The sequence below is a fragment of the Methanothrix sp. genome, assembly GCF_016706325.1.
Classification (GTDB): domain Archaea; phylum Halobacteriota; class Methanosarcinia; order Methanotrichales; family Methanotrichaceae; genus Methanothrix.
The window spans coordinates 142,414-158,201 of record NZ_JADJJX010000001.1 but is presented as its reverse complement, the minus strand read 5'-3'; the positions used below and the strand labels follow the sequence as shown (position 1 = coordinate 158,201).

Here is a 15,788-nt window from a genome sequence, read left to right as displayed (position 1 = left end):
CCGCAGGAGGAAACAAGATGCGAATCCTGATCACGGGGGCTGGCGAGGTGGGCTTTCTCATAGCCAGCGAGTTGCATACCGATCATGATGTGACTGTCATAGACAAAGATCCCGATGCCTGTGCCAGGCTTCAGGACATGGATGTTAAGGTCCTGCAGGGTAATGCCGCCAATGCCCGGCTCCTCTCCGAGGCGGATGTCAAGAGGGCGGATATCGTTGCCGCTGTGACGGGAAACGATGAGGTGAATGTTATAACCTGCATCATAGCCTCTCATTTTGGGGTGAGCCAGACGATCGCCAGGGTGAGCAATCCGGAGTACATAGATCAGCCAGTCCAGGATCGAAAGGAGGTAGGCATATCTTTCATGATCTGTCCAGAGCTGACCATGGCCGAGGATATGGCAGGCTCTCTTTATTTCACCTCCTTGCTCATGAACCGGGAGCTGGCCAATGGGCTGGTCAATCTGGTGGAGTTCAAGGTGACCGATGAGATGAATATCCAAGGATCGGTGGAGAATATCATCCTTCCCAACAACTGCAACCTGATCGCCATAAACCGGGCAGGTGAGATAGCTATCCCCAAAAAGGGCGATGAAGTGAAGGAAAACGATCATCTCATGCTGCTGTGTGACCACAGATCCATCCCCGCCCTGGGAAGGATGCTGCATGAGTCCAAGGCCACCCAGAAGGCGATGATTGTGGGCGGAGGAATGGTGGGCTTTTACCTGGCCAGCCAGTTGGAGAGGATGGACATGGACGTCAAGATCATAGAGAAGGATGCCGATCGCTGCGCTGAGATTGCAGATAAGCTCTCAGGGACGATGATCCTCAATGGCGATGGCTCTGACCTCTCCCTTCTTAAAGAGGAGGGGGCGGGGACGATGGATGTTGTCTTTGCCGTAACCGGGCTTGATGATAAGAACCTGTTATGCTCCCTCTTGGCCAGACAACTGGGAGCGAAGAAGATCCTCTCCCGCGTCAACAGGAATGCCTATATCAGGCTCTTCGAGATGGTGGGGGTGGACAGGGCGATCAGCCCCGGGCAGGTGACAGCTGATGCCGTCCTCCAGAGGGTGATCGGCGGAGAGGAGGTCATCACACTGAGCGATGAGAGGATGGAGCTGGTGGGTTTCATCGCCAGGCCGGGCTCGAAGATCATCGGAAAATCGATATCCAAAGAGCTTCCCAAGGGCTCTTTGGCTGGAATGATACTGAGAGATGGCATGCCGATCGTCCCCTATGATGACCTCAGGGTGTCAGCCGGCGACCGGGTCTTTGTGATGTCTATGCCGGATGCTCTCTCCAAGGTAAAAAAACTCTTTGTGATTTAAGAGCATAAGAGCAGATCATTTTTATAGGAATACAGGATAAAAGCCACCTCCAGGAGGATGCCCTCCGCCATTTTGGTGCGGCAATATCAGATGAAAATCAGGGTGTTTCTGTGGCTGCTGGCACAGCTTCTGAAATTGTTGTCCGTCTTGCTTCTTCTTCCAGGTGCAGTGGCAGCCATCTATGGGGAGACGGGCGGGGTGATCGCCTTTGCCGCTACCTCCTCATTCAGCCTGGCTACGGGAATGCTCCTGGGAAGGCTCTCCTCTGAGGAAGATCCGGGCTTGAAAGAGGCATTCGCTCTGGTGGCATTGGGATGGTTGGTCGCCGCCTTCTTCGGCGCTCTTCCCTATCTCCTCTTGGGTATGAACCTCGTAGATGGCCTCTTCGAGTCCATGTCCGCCTTTACCACCACCGGCTCATCCATATTCACAGAGACAGATCAGCTTGGATACTGGACGATAAATCAGAGCCTGGTCGAGAGCAGCCTGGCAACGGATATTCAGTTTCAGTTGGTGAGGATGACCGCCGATCTCACCCCCTTCCGGATAAGAGCCGGCCCTGATGATTCATTCATGGGACTGCTCTTTTGGAGGTCCTTTGCCCAGTGGTTGGGAGGAATGGGGATCATACTGCTCTTCGTGGCCATACTGCCCCGCCTGGGAGTGGCGGGCCGGCAGCTTTACCGGGCGGAGGTTCCAGGTCCTGACAAGGGATCTTTTAAGCCGAGGATCAAGCAGACAGCTCGAATGCTCTGGATGGTCTATATCCTCCTGACCATAGTGGAGATAGTCCTCCTCCTTCTGGCAGGAATGCCCCTCTTCGACTCCCTCTGCCATGCCTTCTCCTCCATGGCCACGGGAGGCTTCTCCCCTCAGGGGTTGAGCATCATGGCCTACCATAGCTGGATGATAGATGCCATCATCACCCTCTTCTGTTTCCTGGCTGGATCTAACTTCGCCCTGCACTACAGGATGCTCACCTCTGAACGGAAGGCTCTGATCAGTGACCTGGAGTTTCGGGCTTATGCTCTGATCATCCTTGTGGCCACATCGATCATCATCCTCTGGGGAGGGTTGGAGGGAGACATCTGGCGGAAGATTCAGCTTGCGGGCTTCCAGGTTGTGACAATTATGACCACAACCGGTTTTGCCACAGACAATTTTGACCTATGGGCCCCTGCCGGGAAGATCACACTCCTCTTGCTGATGGTCATTGGAGCCTGTGCCGGTTCTACTGCAGGGGCGATTAAGGTTGTTCGGCTGGTATTGATATTGAAGAGTGCATACAGAGAGCTGATTCGCGCCATCCATCCCAAGGCTGTTCTGAGCGTCCGCCTGGGTGAGGTGGTGGTGAAAGAGGAGGTTTTAAGGGCGAGCAACATCTTTGTCTCCACCTACCTCCTCATCTTCGCCCTGGCAACCCTCCTCCTGGCCATCATCTGCTCTGGTGATCCGGGGATGGATATGGAGGGCATACTCTCGGCAGTAGCCACCACCCTGGGGAACGTCGGGCCGGGATTTGGAATGGTCGGGCCGGCCAACAGCTTTGCCCAGATCCATCCCGCCGGCAAGATGCTCCTCTTCTTATGCATGTGGATCGGCAGGCTGGAGGTGGTGACTGCCCTGGTCCTCCTTGTGCCTGAGTTCTGGAAGAAATGAATGGGAAAGCCCGATATTCAGTCTCTTCGCCAATTGGCCTTTTTCAGCATCCCTTTTGCAGGAGCCTGAAAGAGATTGTCAATCCCGGAGCGCCCGGATTGTTCTGCCAGTGGCTCTATCCTGCGCCCATCAAGCCAGGCGTGATTCAGCAGATGGAGCCGTCAGAGCATACTATGACAGCTAAAACGGCTCTCTCTTTCGACCTTATTGGCCGTTTGGCTTTTATGCTGCATCTCTGGTGCCGTCAGCGGTCTAGCTTTCCCTCCCTCCAATTGCTCTGGACTGGGCGATCGATTTGCTTGATCATCATATTCATTTGCAACTTTCAGTCAATGCCGACGGAATGAATTATATAAGTGGCAAAAGATCAATCCTCAGGCTGTGAGAATACTGTGAAGATAGTCTATAGCAGGGAGATGGAGAGACGGTATCCGACAAACCCGGTGGAGAATGCTGACAGAGTCGCCCTCCCCGCGGCAATGCTGGGAGGTTCCAGTTCATCGAGCCCCTGGCGGCAAGTCTTGAGGATATCGCCAGGGTGCATGGGATTGGACATATCGAACGGGTGAAGAGCTCGGGGCTTTATGATGCCGCTGCCCTTGCCGCCGGAGGGGCTATATGTGCTGCTGAGCTCTCTTTAGAGGGTGAGCCTGCCTTTGCCCTTATCCGCCCGCCAGGGCATCATGCATCAGCCAACAGGGCCTGGGGAATGTGCTATTTCAATAACATGGCCATAGCAGTACAGAAGATCAGGCCCAAAGCGAAACGGGTGCTGATAATCGATATCGATCTTCACTTTGGCGATGGTACAGTGAGCATCTTCCGGGCAGATAGCAATGTGAAGATCGTCAACCCCTGGTCGGTTGACGAGAGCTTTGAGTATCTGAGGATGGATCAGAGCCGGTATCTGGCCCAGGTAAAGGAGGCCTTCCTGGGCTTCGACTGCGATATTGTGGGAGTCTCCGCCGGCTTTGACACCTATTTGGAGGACTGGGGCGGACTCTTGAAGATCGAGGACTATAAGGAGATCGGCAGGGCCATCCGGGAAGGGGCGGAGGAGAAGTGCAGGGGAAGGAGGTTCGCTCTGTTGGAGGGGGGATATCACCCGGACCTGGGATGGTGCATAAAGAGCTTCATCGAGGGCTTCAGGTGAGCGGAGGAAGGCTCCGATCTCACACTCTTATTCCAATCTCTTAATCCAATCTCTTAATCAAATCTCTTAATTCAATCTCTTAATCCAATCTCTTAATCCATACTGCATATTCTTATTGCATACCCTTTTATCTTCATCACTCCAAAACAGAGCCATCGAAAAATGAGAGGGCATTGGATATGGTCGAGGTAGGAGATGAGGCCCCGGATTTCTGCTTGCCGATGGCAACGGGAGGGGATTTCTGCTTAAAAGAGAGGAAGAAAGGATGGCTGGTCTTGTACTTCTATCCCAAAGACAACACCAGCGGCTGCACCCGGGAGGCACTGGACTTCACCGATCACCTCCCTCAGTTTCAGCAGCTTAATGCAGAGGTTGTGGGCATCAGCCGGGACTCGCCCGCAAGCCATGAGAAGTTCGCTGCCAAGCATGGCCTGAAGGTGCTCCTCCTGAGTGATCCTGATCACAGGGTCACAGAGGCCTATGGGGCCTGGGCTCTGAAGAGGATGTATGGCAAAGAGGGATATGGCGTCATCAGATCCACCCTTCTCATCGACCCAGAGGGGAGGATAGCCCATATCTGGAGAAAAGTCAAGGTTGACGGCCATGCCAGCATAGTGAAAAAGAAGCTCGAGCAGCTCCAGGGAATAGCAGAGGGGTGAATGCTCTGAATGCGCCCGCCCCCATTTTCTGGGGGATGCAGGCCGGTATCCAAGCGACAAAAGAATGCCTGGGCATGTCATAACCTCATCTTTGGAGCCGGAATTCCTGTGCCATCCATCCTCTTTTACTTCTTAAAGCATACAAAGAAACAAATGACTCTATGAGACATGCTAAGGCTTGCCTTATTCTGTCTGCTTTGTTCCTGGCTGCTTTTGCTGGTATCAGAGCACCCGGAGCCACAATCTAAATTCTATGAAGGTTAACTATTTATCGTAAAAACTGATATATATGTTTAAGGGAGGATTACATATGGGATGGAAAGAGCAAATCGCAGATGGGCTTGGCATAATCATCATCGCAGCCTGGCTTATCTTAGTATATTTTTTGTTGATCAACAGAGGCGAGAGCGAACTTCTCTGGTCCAGGAGCATGTTCGTATTTGGTTCGGTTGAGGCAATCGCCTTTGCGGCTGCAGGCTATTACTTTGGCAAAGAAGTGCATCGCGAGAGAGCTGATAAAGCAGAAGCCAGGGATCAGAAACATGAAGCCGATGCAAATAAGTTCAAAACAAATGGATGGAAATTGTTGAATGAAATCACGGCGTTGACAAGCATGCATGCTTCTGGTTTTAAACTGATCAGTTCACAAACCACGAGAACAGGATTATTGAGTACTGTACAAAGCGCTGATTCCAAGGACATTGGCGCTATTCTAAGCACGCCAAGTCTGCAGAGCGATTTAAAAAGAATAATACACGATTCTAAGGATTATTTTACATAAATTTACCGGTACTCGGCGTTCCAAGTTCATCCTGCCTTTTTTATTATTGGATTAAACAAACCCCCCGGCTTCAACGAGGATATCTATTGCATCATAGAAAATGCCAAGCTTGATGAAGATTGAGGGGAGAGACTGGAGCGTGAGCTCTCCCAGGAGTACTGCCTAATCATCAGGGGGCGACGGGCAGAAGGGCGTAGTTAATGGCACAGTGGAGCATTTCGTCAACCGGCAATCCCAGGGCAAAACCTCAGCCACCCCCGTCGACAAGCCATCGCCGTTGAAGACCGGGCCTGGACAGAATGCCCGGCGGATCCAGAGGACAGGGCAGCCATTTTGACGGCTCAGGCGGGACAGGAGCATGATGCAAATAGAGATCTTCGAAGAGCACGCAGCAGAGTATGATGAGTGGTATGATGAGCACCAGGCTGCATACAATGCTGAGATCCTGGCCTTGAGATCGCTCATCCCCTCCGCCGGGACCGGCCTGGAGGTGGGAGCGGGAACGGGCAGGTTCACCCTTCCCCTGGGCATCAGAATAGGGGTTGAGCCAGCACGGGCGATGGCAGAGAGGGCGAGAGCGAGGGGGGTTGAGATCATCTATGCCCTGGCAGAAGCCCTTCCCTTTCGGGACGGGGCCTTCGATTTCGTCTTGATGGTCACTACCATATGCTTTCTGAAAGATCCCCTTTCTGCCATCCAGGAGGCGAAGAGGGTCCTCAAGCCGGGTGGCGCTCTAATAATAGGGATGATCGACCGGGATAGCCCCGCTGGCAGGGATTATGAGATGAAGAAGAAAACCAGCAAATTCTATCGCTGTGCCCGGTTCTATTCTGCCCGGGAGGCCTTGAGCTGGCTGGAGGATCTTGGTTTCTGCAATATTCTAGCCCGGCAGGCCATATTCAAGAATGCAAAGATAGATGCCGCTGAGCCCTTTTCTGAGGGGCATGGCAGAGGGGCCTTTCTGGCCCTCTCCGCTCGGAAGAGGAGCCCGTCCCCTGAGGAATGAGTCTCCAAGTCCCGGTACCATCCCTGATGCCAAAAGCGCTGATGCCGCAAGGACTGATACAGCAAGAATTGGTGCTGCCAGCCCTAATGCGTCCACTCGATTATCTCCACCTTGGGGCCTATCCCCCTGGCGATGCCCTCCTTTATCTCATGGAAGTGAGGGCAGGGAAAGCCGATAGGATTGCCCTTGCTGATGCAAGAGGCAATGGCTATTGCCTCCGCACCCCGATCAACCATCATCCTCGCCCTGGGAATGGCCCTCTTTCCTGGGCATCCCCCACAGGAGAGAAAGCCGATGATCTCAACCGGGCCCATCTCTGCAAAGCCCATCTTCCCCTCAGATGCCACCACAAAGTCCATCGTCCCGGGGCACATATCCTCAGTCTGCTGACATCTTATGATGCCGACCTTGACCATTCTTGCTCACCCTTGGGCGCAGGATCTGCTTCAGGACCTGCTCTTCTTTAAATCCTCCCCCATCATCACTCCAGGACCCTTCTCTTGAACTCCTCAAAGCCGATGGAGTTGATAAACTCCCTCATCCTCATGCCCGGCTTTGCCTCCTCTTTGTAGACCTGCAGTATCCGCTCGATGAGGGGGATGATCCTCTCTCGGGGCAGCATATCACAAAGGACCCAGCCCTCATGTGGAGGCCAGCTTCCCCTGCCACCCACCAGCATGATGTATCCCTCCTCTGCCGAGTACTTGGCCGCCTCAGGACAGATGGCCACGCACCGGCCACATCGGACGCATTTATCGTAATCGATGACCGCCTTCCCCTCGACGATGCTTGTGGCCCCCACCTTGCAGACCTCAAGGCATTTGCCGCAGCCGGTACATCTCTCAAGGTCGATCTGGGGCTTGACCCTGCCCATCAGGCCGATCTCATTGAACTGCGGCCGGGCGCAGGGAAAAGCACAACCCCCGATGGCCATCTTCAGTGGTCCGGGGGTCTTCTCGCCGCTGAAGCGCTCGCCGATCTCTCTGGCCAGGGTGATAGTCTCTGCCACTGCTTTGTAGCAGTAATCGGTGCCAAGGCAGGAGACAACATTGCGGAAGACCATTCCGGCCGATCCGGGCTGCAGACCCACCTCCTTCAGCTCGGCCAGGGCCCGATCGAGATTCTCCTCCGGGATCCCCAGGATCAGGACCTGCTGCCGCACAGTGAAATGGACCTGAGAGCCGTACTTGGAAGCCACCTCCCCTATCCTCTGTACCTGCTGGGGGGTCAATAATCCTCCTGTTACCTGCAGCTTTATCTCGAAATTTCCGTCCCTCCTTTGAAAGACTGCTGGCATATTGCCGTATATCACAGGCTTTGGAATCCCTCGTCCTTGAACCATCTTGATATCCTCCTATGCAAGAGATGTGCTCACCGGCTAGAGCATGGTGAACGATTTCATAGTCTAATAAATGCAGTAATAAATATAGCTGCTGGCTAAAACCAGAACCGTCTGAGCTTGATCCAGGAGCAGAATTAAGTATATACTCGCATCCACTGCAAATTGAATAGAGGCTGAATGGGAGCAGAAGGGAAAGAGAGAGTGGGAGAGGACAGAGGAGAAAGAGAGAGTGGGTGGACAGAAGGGAAAGAGAGAGAGTGGGTGGACAGAAGGGAAAGAGAGAGTGGGGCAGAAGGCAGCCTCACTAAGAGGGGGAGCTATTCAGGGCTTCAGCCTCTTAATCTCCAGGTATCCAATTCCATCATCTGAATAGGCGAATACCATCTGCTTTCTCACTGAATGGGCCAGACGGACGGCGCGGGAGAGCACCGGGGGCATGAAGACATGATCTGGGGAGATGGCATGCACCAGATACTCGGAATGAGGAGCTTTTTTCGTCCCCTGCACCTGCTTGTATACCCGAAAGTGGGTACCGAACTTGAATCCCGTCTTGACCACCAGCCTCTTCTCCCTCAGATCCTTGTAGGCAGCAAACTTCAGCCCGAAGTCCTCATCTATCTGCTCTGCCTGGGCGACGAGGGTTGGGAGATCGACTGGCTCTCCCTTGCGGTCAGCCAGCTGAATCTTGCCCTTCTCCAACAGATACGCAGACTCGACCAAAGAGAGCTGTAGCCGTTCACCCACTGGCTTTCCGTAGAATCCATTCTCATGCAGAAGGCGGGAGGCCTCAATGTCCCAAAGAACCACCCGGTCCTCAAGCAGCGTGGCCTGGCCCCCGTACTCCAGATCGATCATCATCCCGGTCATGGAGCGCTCACGCCCCTCATAGAAGGTGATATCGCTCTCCTCATCCACAATTGCCAGCATGAGCCTCTTTCTCATCTGCCCCGCCAGGCGGACGGACTGCATGATCTCCTTTAAAGGCAGGGGATTGCGCTCCGATATGACCAGGACATAGAATTCCGCCGGCCCCTTTCCCGGATGGCCTCCTCTGGGATAGACGCGAAAATCCGGCCTGCCTGGCTGGACATAGTAGCCCCGCTCCCTTAGATCCTTATAGACCACATAGCGGAACTCAAATCCCTTCTCCAGCGAGGAGGCAACTTGAAAAAAAGCCTGGAAGTCGATCTCCTCTCCCTCCTGGAGGATCCTCACTCTGGACCGATCCAGGAGATAGGCCCCTTCCACCAGGGAGAGCTCCAGGCCCTTCCCCCTGGGCCGGCCGAAGTAGCCCTGTTCGTACAGCTCGGGAAGGGCCTCAGGGCCCAGATGGACCTTGCAGCCCTCAAGCCGGCCCTGTATGATTTGCCCGACTTTGGAGTTGAGCATTCAGCAGCTCAGTTCATCCGGCCAGATGCCATGCATGACTCCTAGGCTCTGGTCCACCAGGGAATGGACATTGTCTGCGGGATGGCCAGCAGCGAGCAGGTAAGACTCAACATGGTTTGGCACGGCGATGGACATCTGCTCCACCAGGGAGACCGTCTGCAGGATGGTGTACTCGCCCAGTTTGAAGGGGATTATGGCATCAGAGACTAAAAGCTCGAAGATCTCTGGGTTGATCGGCCGCTCTATGCCTGATAAGAAGGCCTCCAGGATCTCACTTGTCCATTCATGCTTCCTGCCCTCATCCTGATAGGGCACCACCACCACCTCACGCGTCTTGGCACATTGCTCTACCAGCTGATCGGGGGTCACACTCCCCTTGAAGATCAGGTTCAGGAAGTTGGTGTGGGGGATGGTGGTTGGCACCTTGCTCGCCCGGATGGAGAAGTTGACCTCCTTGAAGATCGTTCCGGCATCTGTTCCCTGATGGCCCGCTCCCTTGCCGAACTGAATGGCGCTGGGAGAGGCCTTGACCACAGTATGCGGATCCCCGTGCCTGCGGTCGATGTTCCCCAGAACAGCAGTGAGCCCCAAGGGCCGGGCGGCCAGGGCCAGGCGGGAAAGGCCAGTGGTATTGCAGCTTGTGCACTGCACGAGCCTCGGCTTGGCCTTGGAGAAGAGCTCATAATTCTCCAGACCGAAGAAGAACTCGCGGGAGAAGTCCTCTTTCAGCTCATCTGTGAGCTTGACCTTCTTGTTCTCCTCCAACCCCTTCCAGAGCTCTGGCCGGTCTGCTCCTCCCATGAGAGAGACAAAGCAGTCATGGGCCAGGCCCGCCTCGATATAGGGCAGCTCCTCGTTCCCCGGGGTTCCCACCATTATAAAGTCGGATGCAGAAAAGAAATCATCATAGCCACCCTCGATCTGGACCCCCGCAGCCTGCCACTTCTCTTTGGAGGCCATATCGCTGAGATAGGCATTCACCCCGTAAAGGCGGTTGAACTTGGCCACAATGGATCTGGCCCGGCCATGAGGCTTTCTGAGGAGCACATTGAGATCGCCATCTATCCCCGCCGCCTTCTTGACCTCTGCCAGAGCAAGAAGAGTTCTTTTATTCTCGGTTCCATCAAAACCCACAAAGCCAGCATTGCACTTCAAGAGTCTTCCTCCTGATATGAAGTCTTAGTGACTATATTTTAACCTTTCCAGATTGCTGGAGCTGGTTGCTGAAGTGGATAAACAACCGGCAAGATGCGCCTTCCGGTCAATGATGCTCTTGCCGGATCATCCCGTCCTGCGGCTGGATCATGCCGATCTGTCATCGATCCGGTTGCCGGTGGTTCTGCCGGCCTTGTTGCCCGTCCGCCTGGCCGGATCAGACTGCTCCATAAAGCTCAATAATTCGATCGGCGATGTGGTTTGAGCTCTCCAGAGGGCTGGATCTGGCAGCATCGACCCAAATTTCAGGTGATATCGGCTCCTCATAGGGTACATCAACCCCGGGGATGGTGGTATCTCCTCTCCCTGCCCTCCTGTAGATCCCTTTGGGGGAGAAGACTGCATCCCTCTTCTCCTCTCTATCCATGCATACCTCCAATGGAGCGCGGATGAAGACCTCAGCGAAGTTGGGGATCAGCCTCCTGGCCAGATCCCTATAGCGACGCCTGTTGGCAGTAGCATCTATGATGGTGTTTATCCCCTCCTCTGCCAGGATCTTTCCCATGTAGGCCAGGCTGGCGTAGACGATATCCCTTTCCTCCTCAGTATACTTCGGCACTGGGGTGATGACTCTGCGGATCTCATCCAGTTGGAGGATCTTGACCTTTATCCCTCTCTCCTGCAGCCTCTCTTTCACTTCCATCGCAATGGTGGTCTTCCCGCTGCCGGGAAGGCCGGTGAACCACATTACCCATGCCATATTGGATCTGATCTATCGCCGGAATGATAAACCATTCCATTCCCCTGAAATCAAACAAAAGATTAATATAAGATCAATCGATATATAGGCATGCTGCAAGGCATAAAGCCCAATGCATATGGATAAATGGAGGCAAAATATGGCAGAGAAAAGGAATTTCGCATTGAGGGATAAAGAGGGCAATGAGATAGGCGTCTTCTCAGGCAAACAGCCAAGGCAAGCAGCTTTAAAGGCGGCCAACCGGGGATTCACCGATATTCGCCTCCGGGAGAGGGGGACGAAGAAGGTTCACATATTCGAAGGGGAGAGGATTCAGGTGCCCAAACCATCCAACGCCCCTGACTGGATGCCTGCCAGCATATGGAAGCCGAATGTGAGGAAGCTGGGAGTAGAAAAGCTGGAGGATATTTAACATCTCAGGCCCGGACCTGTAAGACTGAAGAACGCTCGCCAGTAGAAACCCATTTTTTTAAAAAAAAAGAAAAAAAGCAGCTTCAGAAAGCTCAGCCGAAAAGGGCGCCCAGCCCCTCCACGCCGCTCTCCTCTGCAGCCTCTTTGCTCTCCTCCTCCTCCTCGGCGGCGGGAGCGGCGGCAGCAGTGGCAGTTGCAGCAGCGACGGGGGCAGCGGCTGCGGCCACTGGAACAGCAGCAGCCTGGGAGAGGACTGCAGTTATATCTACCCCTTCCAAAGCGGCCACCAGGGCCTTGATCCTGACATCATCAGCAGCCACACCAGAGGCTGTGACTATATTCCTGATTCCTTCTTCAGTGACATCCTTACCTGCACTATGAAGCAGCAATGCGGCATATACATATTCCATTTATATCAACCTCGAATTAGATTTAACCAAATAGAGCACCAAATCCTGCGGCGGTGTCTCCTTCCTCATCCTTCTTTTCTTCCTCTTCTTTTTCCTCGACAGCGGGCGCTGCTGTGGCCTGGGGCGCCACTGGAGCCTTCTCTCCGCTGGCAAGGCTGGCAATGGCTCTGGCATCTGCTGCCGCCCTGGCCAGAATGAACTCCATCATGCTGGGAACGATAATTCCTGTATTCAGCACCAGAGCCCTGGACTTGGCCTGGGCCTTCTGCAGAATGGGTCCAATTGTAGCCGGCGCGGGATATCCAATCTCCACTGCAAAGCTGAATGCTCTGGCCGAAGCCTCGCTCATCTTGGCGACCTGGCCCTCCACATCTATGGCTAGATCACTGGACCTGAATATCAATCCACCCTCATAGGCCCCCCTCAGCTCCAGGCCCACATTCCTGGGGAAGATCTCCATGCTCTTCAGGATCTCTGCTATCCTGGCAGGAACAACCTCTCCCTCCTTGGCCAGAGTGATCTTCTGATTTATGACCACCTTTCCGCCTTTGATAGCCGCCGGTATGCCTGCGGCCTGCAGCTTGCCGACCATGGGCCCAGGAGAGAAGGAGGTCTCACCAGCCTCAATCACAATATCCTTGGGGGCAAGGGTGCCGGCCTTGATGGGCATGGGCTGCTTGCCCTTCTCCAATATGGTGCTGAGCTTGAAGGGATTCAGATCGCTGAAGATCAGTGCTGTCTGATCCTCAATGAAATCGGCCAGTGGTCTTATCTCAGCCGGGGAAGCATCCAGGGCACGGCGAGCGATGGTGTTTCTCACCACCTTTATCTCCACGCTCTCCCTCAGATCCCCTCTCATCTTCTGCAGGCTGTCAGCAGGGATCTCGCGAAGACCCACCACACCGACCACTCTGCTCTTGCTGATCTTATCGACGAGCTCCTCGACCTCTCTTATCTTCCACTCAGGGATGTGGGCAGTGTGACGAACCTGTCCTGCCATTCAGATCACCCTTATGGAAGGACCCATGGTGGTCTTGACGTAAACCGACTTCAGGTTATGCCGACCATCCTTCAAGGTCTGCTCCAGCTTGACCACAACCGCCTCAATATTCTCAGCCAGCTCTTTGGTATTCATATCTCTGTTCCCAATAGACAGGTGAAAGGTCGGCTTATCCCTGGACCTTATCCGGGTCATGTTCTTCAGCCTTTGCACCTGTGGGGCTACATCCTGTGTTGGTGGCAGGGGGGTGGGCATCTTGCCCCTCTTGCCCAGGATTGAGCCCAGGCTCTTACCTATAACAGGCATGAACTGAGTCTCTGCAATGAAGAATCTATACTCATCGGCCAGTTTTCGTGCCGCCTTCTTGTCGTCGGCAAAGTCCTGGATCTCCTCCCCGGAGATCACCCGATCAGCTCCAGCGCTCTTGGCACGCAGGGCAGTCTCCCCGGCAGCGAACACAGCGATTTTGATGGGCTTGCCAATGCCGTGGGGAAGGATGACCTCGGCATCGACCCTGTTCCCGGGCAGGGATAGATCGATGTTGTGAAGGTTTATCGCCAGATCCACGCTCTCAGCGAACTTCCTGGCAGGGGCCTCAGTGATAGCCTGCTTTACAGCTTCTTCGATATTCATTTCAACCCTCCGTAGTCTGCGACTCTCATGGTCTCCTACGGCTTCTCAAAAAAGAGAATCAAATTTCAGATTATAACACTATATTTAAGCCTTCGCTTCCAATATCTCATCGTATTTGCCGCTGGCCACTGCCTGCTGGGCATCTTTGCTGGACATGCCATCCACAGTCACCCCAACCGATCCCGCAGTGCCTATTACCTCGCGAGCGGCATTTTTGAGCGATTTGGATAGAAGGCCCTTTCTCTTGATGTTCGCGATCTTCAGGACCTGCTCCATATTCAGGTCTCCGATTGGCGTCCTGTCGCCTGTGCCCTTTTCTTCACCGACCTCCTTTATTATCAGGGCCGATGTGGGCGGCGTGCCGACCTCGATCTCGAACTCCGTTCTGGACTTCACAATGACCTTCACTGGGACCTGCATCCCATTGAGATCACTTGTCTCTTCATTGATCTTGGCAACCACCTGGGCAACGTTTACACCCAAAGGTCCAAGGGCCGGTCCCAATGGAGGTCCCGCGCTGGCCTTTCCGCCAGGGACCAATGCCTCTACAACATTAGCCAAATAAACCACCTCTAAGTTTCATCTTTGCTGAGAACGCGCACATGATCTCCCCGCACTGTTATGGGAATGGGCACCATGGCCTCGAAGAGCTCTACAGTTATCTCTTCTTTAGCAAGGTCCACGCGCTTCACCCTCGCCTTCTCTCCCTTGAACGGCCCGGATATGAGCTCAACGATTGCACCTTCATTGATGCCTATTACAGCGGGCTTGGGGGTGAGAAAGTGCTCGACCTCTCCGATATTTGAGGCCCCTTTGATCACAGAACGCGCATGTGGTATTCCCTGAATCGCCTGATCTACAATCTCAGGGGCTGGTGATTCCACAAGTACGTAGCCTTTCAGCACATCTGGAACCAGCAGTGCCCTTATATCATACTTTTCCTTGCGCGCTATCTGGGCGATCATGTTGGCCACTGATCGTTCTTGGTTAGCAGTGGTCTTTACAACATATATGCTGGTCTCGGACATTTCGCCCTCTTAGACGAGGGCCGCCTATAAAAAGCTTTGTAATCAATCGAAATCTCTTTATACTATAAGTTAAGGTGATTGTTGAGGGGTGAGTATCTAAAATGAGTGGCAGGACTGATCAATTGCGTGACCTCGTACTGAAGATTGGCGCCACCACCAAGGTTGTGGAAAAGCAGGCTACCCGGCATGGAAGCCTCCGGGGAAGCAGCGAGATTGAGCAGGCCCTTTTGGAAGTAGTCAGGGAGATGATAAAGCAGTACAACATTCAGACGAAACTGACTCCGGAACAGTTATCCTCTGTGGTAAGACTCTTCTACAAGGGACTGAGCGATACTGAGATTGCTGAGCAGCTTGGTGACAGAGCCCTCAATAAAACCGTCAGCAGAGCTAGAATAAAGCTCCATCTTTTCCGGGAGACAGATCTGAAGCCGCCATTCGATAAAGGGGAGTTCATCCGCCTCACTGAAGCCTGCAGATCGGTCAAGGACATGGCAGAAGCCCTTCGCGTAGCTCCTTCCACAATCTCGGAATACAGAAATATCTTCGATAGCCAGAAGGCATCGGAGAGAGATGGCTACACAAAACGGTTTTTGGAGATCCTCTCCGATCAGGATGTCTCTGAGCGCATGGTTACCGTTCATACCGAGGATGGTCTCCAAGATACTATAGATACCGATTATGAAGCTGCAGAGGCTTAGTGCCTCTGCCTTAAGCCTTTAATGTGCAATTATCTTATCCCAGTCCTCTCCCCTTCCTTCTCTCTCCGCTGCTTCATCCCTTCAACTCCTCTATCCAACCTCTCAGCCACCCCTCCTGTACAATCCCCCATCCACTCCTCCGTTCACCTCCGCCCTCCACTTCTTCTCAGTTCCTCTCCTCCCAATAAGCAGGTGATCGCGCAAAAGCTTAGCTATTTTTCTTAATTAAAATCCTTATCTCTTTACCATATCTTTGGTCCACCAGATTTATATCCTATTTTGGATCATATTACTATTGCTGACTGCAGCAAATTAGGCAATTTAAGGTAAAATTGTCTCAAACTTGTAAAAAAGTTATAAAAAAAAGAGGGAA

Annotated in this window: 19 protein-coding genes; 9 read left to right on the top strand and 10 right to left on the bottom strand. The window is 53.5% G+C overall.

Annotation, left to right across the window (positions count from 1 at the left end):
- Positions 1-17: 17 nt before the first annotated feature.
- The 7 genes from trkA to IPI63_RS00755 all read left to right on the top strand — a co-directional run bounded on the left by trkA (position 18) and on the right by IPI63_RS00755 (position 6,589).
- Positions 18-1,331 (top strand): Trk system potassium transporter TrkA, encoded by a 1,314-nt coding sequence (gene trkA / locus IPI63_RS00785; RefSeq protein ID WP_292476083.1) that lies wholly within the window; start codon positions 18-20, stop codon positions 1,329-1,331.
- Between the two features lie 135 nt (positions 1,332-1,466).
- Positions 1,467-2,990 (top strand): TrkH family potassium uptake protein, encoded by a 1,524-nt coding sequence (locus tag IPI63_RS00780; RefSeq protein ID WP_292476082.1) that lies wholly within the window; start codon positions 1,467-1,469, stop codon positions 2,988-2,990.
- A 356-nt stretch (positions 2,991-3,346) separates the two neighbouring features.
- Complete coding sequence (locus IPI63_RS00775; protein ID WP_292476081.1) at positions 3,347-3,559, top strand: hypothetical protein; 213 nt, start codon at positions 3,347-3,349, stop codon at positions 3,557-3,559.
- A complete protein-coding gene (locus tag IPI63_RS00770) occupies positions 3,529-4,143 on the top strand; it encodes a histone deacetylase family protein (protein ID WP_292476080.1) in 615 nt (204 codons plus the stop codon). The genes IPI63_RS00775 and IPI63_RS00770 overlap by 31 nt, the downstream gene beginning before the upstream one ends.
- A gap of 179 nt (positions 4,144-4,322) precedes the next feature.
- Positions 4,323-4,802, top strand: coding sequence for a peroxiredoxin (locus IPI63_RS00765; RefSeq protein WP_214065459.1), 480 nt, complete (start codon positions 4,323-4,325; stop codon positions 4,800-4,802).
- Between the two features lie 310 nt (positions 4,803-5,112).
- A complete protein-coding gene (locus IPI63_RS00760; protein WP_292476079.1) occupies positions 5,113-5,583 on the top strand; it encodes a hypothetical protein in 471 nt (156 codons plus the stop codon).
- Positions 5,584-5,941: 358 nt separating this feature from the next.
- Positions 5,942-6,589 (top strand): class I SAM-dependent methyltransferase, encoded by a 648-nt coding sequence (locus tag IPI63_RS00755; RefSeq protein ID WP_292476077.1) that lies wholly within the window; start codon positions 5,942-5,944, stop codon positions 6,587-6,589.
- An 83-nt stretch (positions 6,590-6,672) separates the two neighbouring features.
- Here IPI63_RS00755 and IPI63_RS00750 read toward each other — a convergent pair whose 3' ends face one another.
- The 5 genes from IPI63_RS00750 to IPI63_RS00730 all read right to left on the bottom strand — a co-directional run bounded on the left by IPI63_RS00750 (position 6,673) and on the right by IPI63_RS00730 (position 11,235).
- Complete coding sequence (locus IPI63_RS00750) at positions 6,673-7,005, bottom strand: CGGC domain-containing protein (protein ID WP_214065462.1); 333 nt, start codon at positions 7,003-7,005, stop codon at positions 6,673-6,675.
- Between the two features lie 65 nt (positions 7,006-7,070).
- Complete coding sequence (locus tag IPI63_RS00745; RefSeq protein ID WP_292476075.1) at positions 7,071-7,931, bottom strand: 4Fe-4S binding protein; 861 nt, start codon at positions 7,929-7,931, stop codon at positions 7,071-7,073.
- Between the two features lie 321 nt (positions 7,932-8,252).
- Positions 8,253-9,320, bottom strand: coding sequence for a tRNA-intron lyase (gene endA, locus IPI63_RS00740; protein WP_292476073.1), 1,068 nt, complete (start codon positions 9,318-9,320; stop codon positions 8,253-8,255).
- The gene (locus tag IPI63_RS00735; protein ID WP_292476072.1) at positions 9,321-10,475 is read right to left on the bottom strand and encodes a glyceraldehyde-3-phosphate dehydrogenase; all 1,155 of its coding nucleotides are present in this window, start codon (positions 10,473-10,475) and stop codon (positions 9,321-9,323) included. It lies immediately after the preceding gene.
- A gap of 217 nt (positions 10,476-10,692) precedes the next feature.
- On the bottom strand, positions 10,693-11,235 hold the full coding sequence (locus IPI63_RS00730) for an adenylyl-sulfate kinase (RefSeq protein ID WP_214065466.1): 543 nt from the start codon (positions 11,233-11,235) through the stop codon (positions 10,693-10,695).
- Between the two features lie 139 nt (positions 11,236-11,374).
- On the opposite strand from IPI63_RS00730, the gene mc1c reads away from it, so the two are divergent.
- Positions 11,375-11,647: a chromosomal protein MC1c gene (gene mc1c / locus IPI63_RS00725; protein WP_214065467.1), complete on the top strand. Its 273-nt coding sequence runs from the start codon at positions 11,375-11,377 to the stop codon at positions 11,645-11,647.
- Between the two features lie 91 nt (positions 11,648-11,738).
- Here the strand turns inward: mc1c and rpl12p are convergent, their stop codons facing one another.
- The 5 genes from rpl12p to IPI63_RS00700 form a co-directional block, all read right to left on the bottom strand.
- Positions 11,739-12,056 carry a 50S ribosomal protein P1 gene (gene rpl12p / locus IPI63_RS00720; RefSeq protein ID WP_214065473.1) on the bottom strand — a complete coding sequence of 106 codons (318 nt, stop codon included), beginning with the start codon at positions 12,054-12,056 and terminating at the stop codon, positions 11,739-11,741.
- Between the two features lie 22 nt (positions 12,057-12,078).
- Positions 12,079-13,056, bottom strand: coding sequence for a 50S ribosomal protein L10 (locus IPI63_RS00715; RefSeq protein WP_292476069.1), 978 nt, complete (start codon positions 13,054-13,056; stop codon positions 12,079-12,081).
- On the bottom strand, positions 13,057-13,689 hold the full coding sequence (locus IPI63_RS00710; RefSeq protein ID WP_214065475.1) for a 50S ribosomal protein L1: 633 nt from the start codon (positions 13,687-13,689) through the stop codon (positions 13,057-13,059). It abuts the gene before it with no gap.
- Positions 13,690-13,773: 84 nt separating this feature from the next.
- A complete protein-coding gene (locus IPI63_RS00705; protein ID WP_214065476.1) occupies positions 13,774-14,250 on the bottom strand; it encodes a 50S ribosomal protein L11 in 477 nt (158 codons plus the stop codon).
- Between the two features lie 11 nt (positions 14,251-14,261).
- On the bottom strand, positions 14,262-14,717 hold the full coding sequence (locus IPI63_RS00700; RefSeq protein ID WP_013720297.1) for a transcription elongation factor Spt5: 456 nt from the start codon (positions 14,715-14,717) through the stop codon (positions 14,262-14,264).
- Between the two features lie 122 nt (positions 14,718-14,839).
- Here IPI63_RS00700 and IPI63_RS00695 point away from each other — a divergent pair, with 122 nt between their 5' ends.
- On the top strand, positions 14,840-15,415 hold the full coding sequence (locus tag IPI63_RS00695) for a DNA-binding response regulator (protein WP_292476063.1): 576 nt from the start codon (positions 14,840-14,842) through the stop codon (positions 15,413-15,415).
- The last annotated feature ends 373 nt before the right edge of the window (positions 15,416-15,788 follow it).